Genomic DNA, 8739 nt, shown 5'->3' with positions numbered 1-8739 from the left:
CCTCGCTCGCGTCCGCGTCCCCGCGCTCGCTGGGTTCGTCTCGGCCCATCGGGCTCCTTCTCTTCCCGCACCGCAACTCGAGGTGGCGCTCTCGCGCGGCGCGCCGAGCGTGGTGTAGCCGCTGTGCTACATGAGCGAGGCGCAACAAAGCGAGAGGCGAAATACGTGTGGTCCCTCCGGGTTCACAGTGAGATCCGCCGCTCCGGCGTTGCAGTGTTTGCCCGTAGTGCTACTACTGTGCGGCGCACTGCGCCTTGGAGCGACGAATCTCACTGTGAACGCGGGCTCGTTGGGGGTGCAGGGAAGGGCCCGTTTACGGCGTTCTTGGAAAGGCCTGTCGCCACCTAGGCCGGGACCCAACCCGTCACCGTCATCAAAGGGGACTAACTCAATAGAAGCCGACTCTAGCGAAACAACCTCACCCCGGGCCGCTTGAAGAACAGCACCAGAACCACACCGGCCACGAAGCCACCGGCATGAGCGGCAAAGGCAACACCAGCCTGATCAGCGGGGGTCATCATGGACTGAAAAAGCTGGAAGGCAAACCACAGGCCCAGCATCAGCCAGGCCGGCAGCCACAGGAAGAAGATCACGAAATACGGAACCAGCAGCTTGATCCAGGCAAAGGGATGAAGCATGAGATAAGCCCCCAGCACACCCGAGATGGCGCCACTGGCACCCACCATGGGCACGGTGGAATCCGGCGCCATCAATGCCTGGGTCAATGCGGCAGCCAGTCCGCAGAGGAGATAGAAAACGATAAATCGCCCATGCCCCATGCTGTCCTCAATGTTATTGGCGAACACATAGAGAAACAGCATGTTGCCAAGCAGATGCAGCAGCCCACCATGGAGAAACATGGAGGTAAAGAGTGTGAGTAGCGGCGGGATCAGCAGATCGGGATGCCCCAGGGGGACTTCGAAGAGGGCCCGGGGCACCACCCCGAGATGAAAGACCATTGCCCGAAAAGCCTGTTCCGACAGCGTAATCTGCCAGAGAAACACCACAATGCAAGCAAGCAGAATCACCCAGGTGACCACAGGAGTACGGTGGGTCGGATTGTTATCCGCAATGGGTATCACTGAGACAGTTTTCCCTATTTCTGCTGCGCATCGCTTACCGGGTATCTGACCCCCGGGAACGAAAAACGATCCCCACCAAAGCCAAAGGACAAGGCCACGAGCCAATGACATCACGGTTGGGTGGAGCGAGCCGGCAGCAGTCGCTTGATCCCCAGCAACAACCAATGACCCGGGAAATACAGAACCAGCGGATAGGCCACGATCAAAACGAGCACCCAGAGAGGATCCGGCATCCAGGTCTGCTCCACCCCGAAGGGGGACCAGACCCAGTTCACATTGCGATAAGGCTCGGTAAACAGCCAGGCGCCCACCACACCCAGTGCACCGATCAGGCATTGCAACCAGGGCCCGCGCCGGTCATAACCCAGCCGCCAGACCAGCCACATCATCAGCGGCGGCAAGGCCACATGATAGAGCGAGACCGCCCGGGCGACCGGGGCCAGCTCGTCACCGAACATGTAATCGGTGAAACCGGTGGGACTGCCGCCAAGCAGAAGGCCCAAGAATAGATCCAATGTCCAGCCAATGCCCACCAGGGTCATGACTCCGGCCTGACTGGAAATCAGCAGGCGATCGCCCCGCCAGATGGCGAACAGGACAATGAACTTGGCCATGTTGCAGAGCCAGAAGAAGTTCTGGGGGCCCTGATTGTTCAGCACCACTGTTACCCAGAGGATGATCCAGGCAGTGGAGGCCAGACGAACTGTCAGGGGAATGGCAGTCATGTGAACATCGCTGCTCCATCGTCGCCTGAGCGGTATAATCCCGCCCATTTGCACACGGGAGAGCATCAGGATGCAATCAAAAATCGCCGTTGTCACCGGGGCCAACCGCGGCCTGGGCCAGGCCACTGCCCGCGCCCTGGCCGAGCAGGGCTATCACGTGATCGCCTGTGCCCGGGATTCCGAATCCGGCACCCGCGCGGTGGAATCCATGCAGGCCGACAAACTGTCGGTGGAGCTGCGGGTGGTGGACGTGACCAGTGCTGACCAGGTCCGGGATCTGGGCCGTTATATCCGCGAGACCTACAAGCGGGTGGATGTGCTGGTCAACAATGCCGGGCTGATCCTGGAAACCCGTCAGGCAGGGGGCGAGCGCTCGGCCAACCCCCTTTTGGTCTCACCCATGACCATCATGGAAACGGTCAACACCAATACCCTGGGCGCCCTGCGCATGATCCAGGCCCTGGCCCTGTTGATGCCCGAGGGCGGGCGCATCGTCAATGTCTCTTCCGGAATGGGGCAGTTGAGCGACATGGACGGGGGCTGGCTGGGCTATCGCCTGTCCAAGACCGCTCTTAACAGCATCACCCGGGTGTTCGCGACAGAACTGGCCGAACGCGGGATTCTGGTCAACTCGGTCTGCCCTGGCTGGGTGCGCACCGACCTGGGCGGCGGGGATGCCAGCCGCTCAATCGAGGAAGGCATCGACACCATCGTCTGGCTGGCCAGCGATCCGGAGGCCACCGAGAGCGGCGGATTCTGGCGGGACCGGGCCCGAATTGAATGGTAAGCCGCCGTCAAGTATTAGATTGATCTAAATCAAGCTGGTATCATTGCCGCTCGCGTAGCATCCGCGCTTGATTTCCGACTTGAAGGTGAAAAATGGATCAGTTTGGCGACGTGCAGCAGAGCTTCGGCCGCTGCCTGCGAGAAAACCCGGACTTCGTGGCGGACTTCTATCAACGTCTGCTGGCAAGCAATGAGCGCTTCCCGGCCATGTTTGCGCATACCGATTGGCCCAAACAGAACAAGCTTATCCGGCGCGGCATCAGCATGGTCATCACTTACGCCGGCAGCCCCGGCGTCGCCCGGCGCCAGATCGAGGATATCGCCAAGGTACACAGCCGCAAGGGGCATGCCCCGGTAGAACCGCACATGTACGACCATTGGATCGAAAGTCTGCTACTGACCGTTCAGAACAGCGACCCCCGCTATGACACCACGCTGGGCAAGCGCTGGCGGGAGGCGCTGATCCCGGCCATTGACTTCATGCGGGGCAGTTACTGAGCAAGCTCTGGTCAATCCATTCGCAGCCACTGCTGGCGCGAATGGATTGACTGCAGGCTCCTGGACACCGTCTTTCCCCGCCCCTCGGGATCGGGCAAACTGCCTGTATGCTCTCCGCCCGACACCGCCTTTTCAGCTACCTCAATCTGGAACGCTGGCAAGTCCTGCCGCTGACCCTGGCCGCGCTTGCCGGCCTGGCGGTCGCCCAATGGCAGCCGGAAGCAGTCTCCGGCTGGTCCATCATGCTCTGGCCCCTGTTGGCCCTGCTGATGTTCGTCAGTTTCCTGCACCTGGATCTGCGGCGTTGGCGGCGCAGTCTGGCGGACCGGGACTTTCTGCTCACCATTCTGGCGCTGAACTTCCTGCTGCTGCCCCTGGCAACCGCGCTGGTGCTGTTCCTGCTGCCGGCGGATCCGGTCATCCGGCTGGCGGTGGCACTCGTATTGCTGGCGCCCTGCACTGACTGGTTTCTTGCCTTCAATCTGATCGGCCGTGGCAATCCCGAACGGGCCACGACGGCCGTTCCGCTGTTGCTGCTCGGGCAGGTGGTCGCGGTACCCATCTGGCTGATGATTCTGCTGGGGAGTGGGCAGCTGCAGAGCTTCGAACCACTGCGCTTCCTGGTGGTATTCATTGGCCTGTTTGCCATTCCCCTGGCGCTCGCCCTGGGCATTCGCTATCTGAGCGTCGGGCGACCACTGCTGCAGTCCACCCTGGGAGCCGCGCAGCGGGCACCCTTGCTGTTTCTGCTACCCGTGGTCTTTCTGGTCGCCGCAACCCAACTGGCGGATCTGCCATCAGACAGTTTCAGTCAACTGCTCCCGGTCACGGCAGTGTTCCTGCTCTGGGCATTGCTGGCCCTGAGCCTGGCACTGCTCGCCGGTCGATTGACAGGCCTGTCGATACCCGGTCAGCGCACACTGCTGTTCAGTGCCGGCAGCCGAAACTCCTTTGTGGTCCTTCCCTTTGCCCTCGCCCTGCCCTTTGGCGCGGAGCTGGCGGCGGGGGTGATCATGATCCAGGCAATGGTGGAACTGTGTCTGCTGATCCTGCTGACCGGGCTGGTACCACGCCTGATCCGCTGATGGGCTATTCGGCGTCGCCACCCTCGATACGGACCATCACCCGATTGCGCCCCTGATGCTTGCCGGCATACATGGCCCGGTCAGCGACCCGCACGGCCGACTTGAAGTCGTCACCGCGGACACTGGCCACACCGAAGGTAATGGTGACTTCCACTGGACCGGCGTCCGTTTCGAAAGGCTTCGCCGCCACCGCGGCACAGACCTTCTCCATCGCCAGGCGGGCTTCCTCGGCATCTGTCTCCGGCATCAGGATCAGGAACTCCTCGCCTCCCCAGCGACAGAGCAAGTCACTCTCCCGCAGGCAACTGCGCATCCGTTTCGCCAGCCCCATCAGTATCTGGTCCCCCACCTGATGACCGTATTGGTCATTGAGCTGCTTGAAGTAATCGATGTCGCCCAGAGCCAGGGTAAGAGGGGCACCGGTCCGATGGCGGCGGGACAATTCGGACTTGAGCACCTCCATCAGACGACGCCGATTGGCAAGCCCGGTGAGCGGGTCTTGTCGGGCCAGACGACTGATGGTCTTGAGTGCTTCATTGAGCTCGCGATTCTTCTCCTCAATGCGCCGACTGCTGCGACGCCGGAGCATATAGCCACGCCAAAGCAGCAGTGCCACGATGGCGGTCGCGACAAACAGGCTGAAGGCCACCAGCATCAGGGTCTGGCGCTCACGCAGACTCGCTTCCTTCAGCTCCGACTCCAGTTCCAGTCGGGAAATTTCAGCCTCCCTGGCCGTAATCTCCTGGCGCCTCAGCTCGGCCTCATAGGACTGCTCTAGTTCGACGATACGCTGCTGGCGTTCACTGTCCATTACCTCGTGATGAGCCTCGAACTGGGCCCGGGCGTGCTCCAGGGCGGCTTGATAATCGCCGAGGGTCTCGTACAGGGAAGACAGATCTCCATGACTGGCCTCGCGCAGGCGGGGCGAATCCATTTCCCGGGCAATCTCAAGGGCACGCAAGAGATAACTCAAGGCAGCCTCGGGATCACCCTCGGCAACCCGCAAATCCCCCATGAGATTGAGCGCGAAATGGAGGGCTCGATAGTGGCCCGCATCTTCCAGTAGCGGGATGCCCTCCCGGCAATAGCCCCTGGCATCCTCCATGCGCTCGAGCAGCCATAATGTATTGCAGAGATTGATCAGTTGATAAGCAGCACCAATCTCCCGCCCCTCTTGCCGGGCAATGCGCAGAGACTGACGCTGATAGGGCAAGGCCTCCTGATAACGACCTTCGCTATTATAGGTATTGCCGATATTGCCCAGCAGGCTCCCCAGCCGCTCCCGGGAGTCCAGTTCCTCATAAATCTCCGCCGCCGCGCGGTAGAAACGGCGGGCCCGTTCAGGCTGCTCAAGGCTGAAATAGATGTTGCCGATGGCATTGCGAGCGGCCGCCTCAAGCTCGGCATGCGCCAGAGCCTGGGCCTGGTTGAGAACGGCCATGTTGATCTCAAGGGCACGATCGAAATCGGCGCGGTCCAGATAGATCGTCCCGCGCATCTGCTGAACCTGCACTGCGGGAACGGGATCATCCAGTTGAACAGCCAAGTCCTCTGCCAGTTCCAGCGCCAGCAGGGCTTGCTCGGTTTCCCCTTGATCCCGCAATAATTCCGCCCGCCGATTGAGCAGTTTGACTGCCGCTTCCGGCTGCTCATCCAGCTCCAGTTCAGCCAATGCGCTCTCAAGGGTGGCCAGGGCCTTTTGGGGATCTTGCTGTGCCTGGGCCTCCACCGCGGAGAGGAGCTCATCAAGGGATTCGTGACCGAACACCCCATCCGGCGCAGCAGCCACCATCCCGGTCAGCAACAGGAAACAGATTGGCAGGAACAACAGGGCCGAGGTGGACCGGCGATGTTGATTCGGAATGGTCATATCCGTGACAGATCTCCTGGGAGGGTGAGCCGGCAACTTTGACCAGCATTTCAGCCCTCCGTTCAGAACCGGTCATCCCCTCCGGTTCACTGCCGATGATTCTGCAACAGGTTGCGGTAGGGGTCAAAACACAAGCAGCCATGGATTTCAATCTTGCACCCCCATCCCTGGGCGGGTTTAATGCGCCTCCTTTAATCCCACAATCAGCAAGACCGGATATCCCCATGAGTGACGCAAGCAGCAGTCAGCCCCTCTCCCGCCACAACATCAGCCAGCGCATTGCCGATGAACTGAAGGTCGGCCGCTCCCAGGTGGACGCCGCCGTGGGCCTCCTGGATGACGGCGCCACCGTCCCCTTCATCGCCCGCTACCGCAAGGAGGCCACCGGCAGCCTGGATGACAGCCAGTTGCGGGAACTGGAACAGCGCCTGGGCTACCTGCGGGAACTGGAGGACCGCCGCGAATCCATTCTTGAGGCGATTGAAGAACAGGACAAACTGACGCCGGAGCTGCGCCAGGCCCTTCTGACCGCGGACAACAAGACGCGGCTGGAGGATCTTTACCTGCCCTACAAGAAAAAGCGTCGCACCAAGGGCCAGATGGCCATCGAGGCCGGCCTGGAACCCCTGGCCGACGCCCTGTTTGAGAACCCCAATCAGGATCCGGCGGCCATGGCGGCTGACTACATGGACGCCGAAGCCGGCTATGACAGCGTCGACAAGGTGCTGGAAGGGGCGCGGGCAATACTGGCCGAGCGCTGGGCCGAGGACCCGGAATTGGTGGGCCGGATTCGTGACTGGATGCAGAAAGGCGCCTGGATTGCCTCGCGAGTGGTGGAGGAAAAGAAGCAGGAAGGGGCCAAGTTCCGGGACTACTTCGAGCACAGTGAGCCCCTGGCCAGGATCCCTTCCCATCGCTTCCTGGCCCTGCTGCGTGGCCGCAACGAGGGCGTGCTGCGCCTCGACATCCTGCCCCCGGACACCCTGGACAATGCCGAGCCCGGCCAGATCGAATCCATGGTGGCTCGTCATCTGGGCTGGGAACACCAGGGCCGGGCCGCGGATGACTGGCTGGCGGACGCAGTGCGCTTCACCGGCCGGGTGAAAATCCTGGTCCGCCTGGAAACCGAACTCACCAACTGGATTCGGGAGCAGGCCGAGGAAGAGGCCATCCAGGTTTTCGCGAACAATCTGCGCGACCTCCTGCTGGCAGCTCCGGCGGGACAGAAGACGGTGCTGGGCCTGGACCCCGGGCTGCGCACCGGCTCCAAGCTGGCGGTGGTGGACGCCACCGGCAAGCTGCTGGATACCGCCACCATCTATCCCCATCCCCCGCAGAAGCAGTGGCAGCAAGCGCTGGAAGTGCTTGCTGCCCTGGTGGAAAAACACGGAGTGGCCCTGATTGCCATCGGCAACGGGACCGCCTCCCGGGAAACGGAACGATTGATCCGGGAACTACTGAACCGCAAGGGCATGGGCCGGGTGCAGTACCTGGTGGTCTCCGAGGCCGGCGCATCCGTCTATTCCGCCTCGGAAACCGCGGCGCGGGAATTTCCCGACCTGGACGTGTCCCTGCGCGGGGCGGTGTCCATCGCCCGCCGGGTCCAGGATCCGCTGGCCGAACTGGTCAAGATCGAGCCCAAATCCATTGGTGTGGGCCAATACCAGCATGACGTCAGCCAAGTGAAACTGGGGCGCAGCCTGGAAGCGGTGGTTGAAGACTGCGTCAACGCGGTGGGTGTGGATGCCAATACCGCCTCGGCGGCCCTGCTCAGCCGGGTGTCGGGACTGAGCAGCAGCCTGGCCGAGAACCTGGTCCGGCACCGGGACGAGCACGGCCCCTTTTCCAACCGCAGCCAACTGAAAAAGGTCTATCGCTTTGGCGACAAGGCCTTTGAGCAGGCCGCGGGCTTTCTGCGCATCCGGGGCGAACAGCCACTGGATGCCTCGGCAGTACACCCGGAAGCCTATCCGGTGGTGGAACGAATCCGGGAAAAGACCGGCCGTGAACTCGGACAACTGATTGGCGACGAAAGCACCCTGAAAACATTGGACCCGAGTGCATTCACCGACGAGCAGTTCGGCCTGCCCACGGTCAAGGACATCCTTGCCGAACTGGAAAAACCCGGTCGGGACCCGCGCCCGGCCTTCCGCACGGTGCAGTACCGGGAAGGGGTGGAGAAGATCAGCGATCTGGAAGAAGGCATGAAGCTCGAAGGCGTGGTGACCAATGTCACCAACTTCGGGGCCTTCGTGGATGTGGGCGTCCACCAGGACGGCCTGGTGCACATCTCCCAACTGGCCGACCGCTTCGTCAAGGATCCGCGGGATGTGGTCAAGCCGGGAGACATCGTCCAGGTTCGGGTGATGGAAGTGGACGTTGACCGCAAGCGCATCGGCCTGAGCATGAAATCCGATGCCGGCGCCGGCAATGACAAGCCCGGTGCCCACGGCAAGGCCGCCGACAAGCCCCAGCGCGGCCGTGGCCGCGGCAAGAGTGGCGGCAAGGGCGGCAACAAGGAACCAGAAAGCGCCCTGGCACTGGCTCTCAAGGCCAAGCTCGGGCGCTAGCTCGGCCAGGTGCCCTGATCGGCCTTGAAATTTTTTGCACAGAGAGCGCAGAGGACCCGCAGAAAGCCACGGAAAACACCGCCCCAGAAATGAAGATCTCTGTGGCCCTCTGCGGGTCCTCTG

7 protein-coding genes are annotated in these 8739 nt (G+C 62.0%); 4 read left to right on the top strand and 3 right to left on the bottom strand.

Annotation, left to right across the window (positions count from 1 at the left end):
• Positions 1–404: 404 nt before the first annotated feature.
• The gene (locus ACJWXQ_RS11295; RefSeq protein WP_346051284.1) at positions 405–1082 is read right to left on the bottom strand and encodes a rhomboid family intramembrane serine protease; all 678 of its coding nucleotides are present in this window, start codon (positions 1080–1082) and stop codon (positions 405–407) included.
• A 110-nt stretch (positions 1083–1192) separates the two neighbouring features.
• Positions 1193–1807: a hypothetical protein gene (locus ACJWXQ_RS11290; protein WP_406672831.1), complete on the bottom strand. Its 615-nt coding sequence runs from the start codon at positions 1805–1807 to the stop codon at positions 1193–1195.
• Positions 1808–1877: 70 nt separating this feature from the next.
• Here ACJWXQ_RS11290 and ACJWXQ_RS11285 point away from each other — a divergent pair, with 70 nt between their 5' ends.
• From ACJWXQ_RS11285 to ACJWXQ_RS11275, 3 genes are all read left to right on the top strand, one after another.
• Positions 1878–2594 (top strand): SDR family NAD(P)-dependent oxidoreductase, encoded by a 717-nt coding sequence (locus ACJWXQ_RS11285; protein ID WP_346051281.1) that lies wholly within the window; start codon positions 1878–1880, stop codon positions 2592–2594.
• A 92-nt stretch (positions 2595–2686) separates the two neighbouring features.
• Positions 2687–3091 carry a globin gene (locus tag ACJWXQ_RS11280; protein ID WP_346051279.1) on the top strand — a complete coding sequence of 135 codons (405 nt, stop codon included), beginning with the start codon at positions 2687–2689 and terminating at the stop codon, positions 3089–3091.
• 107 nt (positions 3092–3198) lie between these two features.
• Complete coding sequence (locus ACJWXQ_RS11275; protein WP_346051278.1) at positions 3199–4176, top strand: arsenic resistance protein; 978 nt, start codon at positions 3199–3201, stop codon at positions 4174–4176.
• 4 nt (positions 4177–4180) lie between these two features.
• Here ACJWXQ_RS11275 and ACJWXQ_RS11270 read toward each other — a convergent pair whose 3' ends face one another.
• Positions 4181–6046 (bottom strand): tetratricopeptide repeat-containing diguanylate cyclase, encoded by a 1866-nt coding sequence (locus ACJWXQ_RS11270; protein ID WP_346051276.1) that lies wholly within the window; start codon positions 6044–6046, stop codon positions 4181–4183.
• Between the two features lie 224 nt (positions 6047–6270).
• Between ACJWXQ_RS11270 and ACJWXQ_RS11265 the strand changes: the two genes are divergently transcribed.
• Positions 6271–8616: a Tex family protein gene (locus ACJWXQ_RS11265; RefSeq protein WP_406672830.1), complete on the top strand. Its 2346-nt coding sequence runs from the start codon at positions 6271–6273 to the stop codon at positions 8614–8616.
• The last annotated feature ends 123 nt before the right edge of the window (positions 8617–8739 follow it).

It is taken from the genome of Natronospira sp. (genome assembly GCF_007134575.1).
Classification (GTDB): domain Bacteria; phylum Pseudomonadota; class Gammaproteobacteria; order Natronospirales; family Natronospiraceae; genus Natronospira; species Natronospira elongata.
This window is presented reverse-complemented; position numbering and strand designations above follow the sequence as displayed.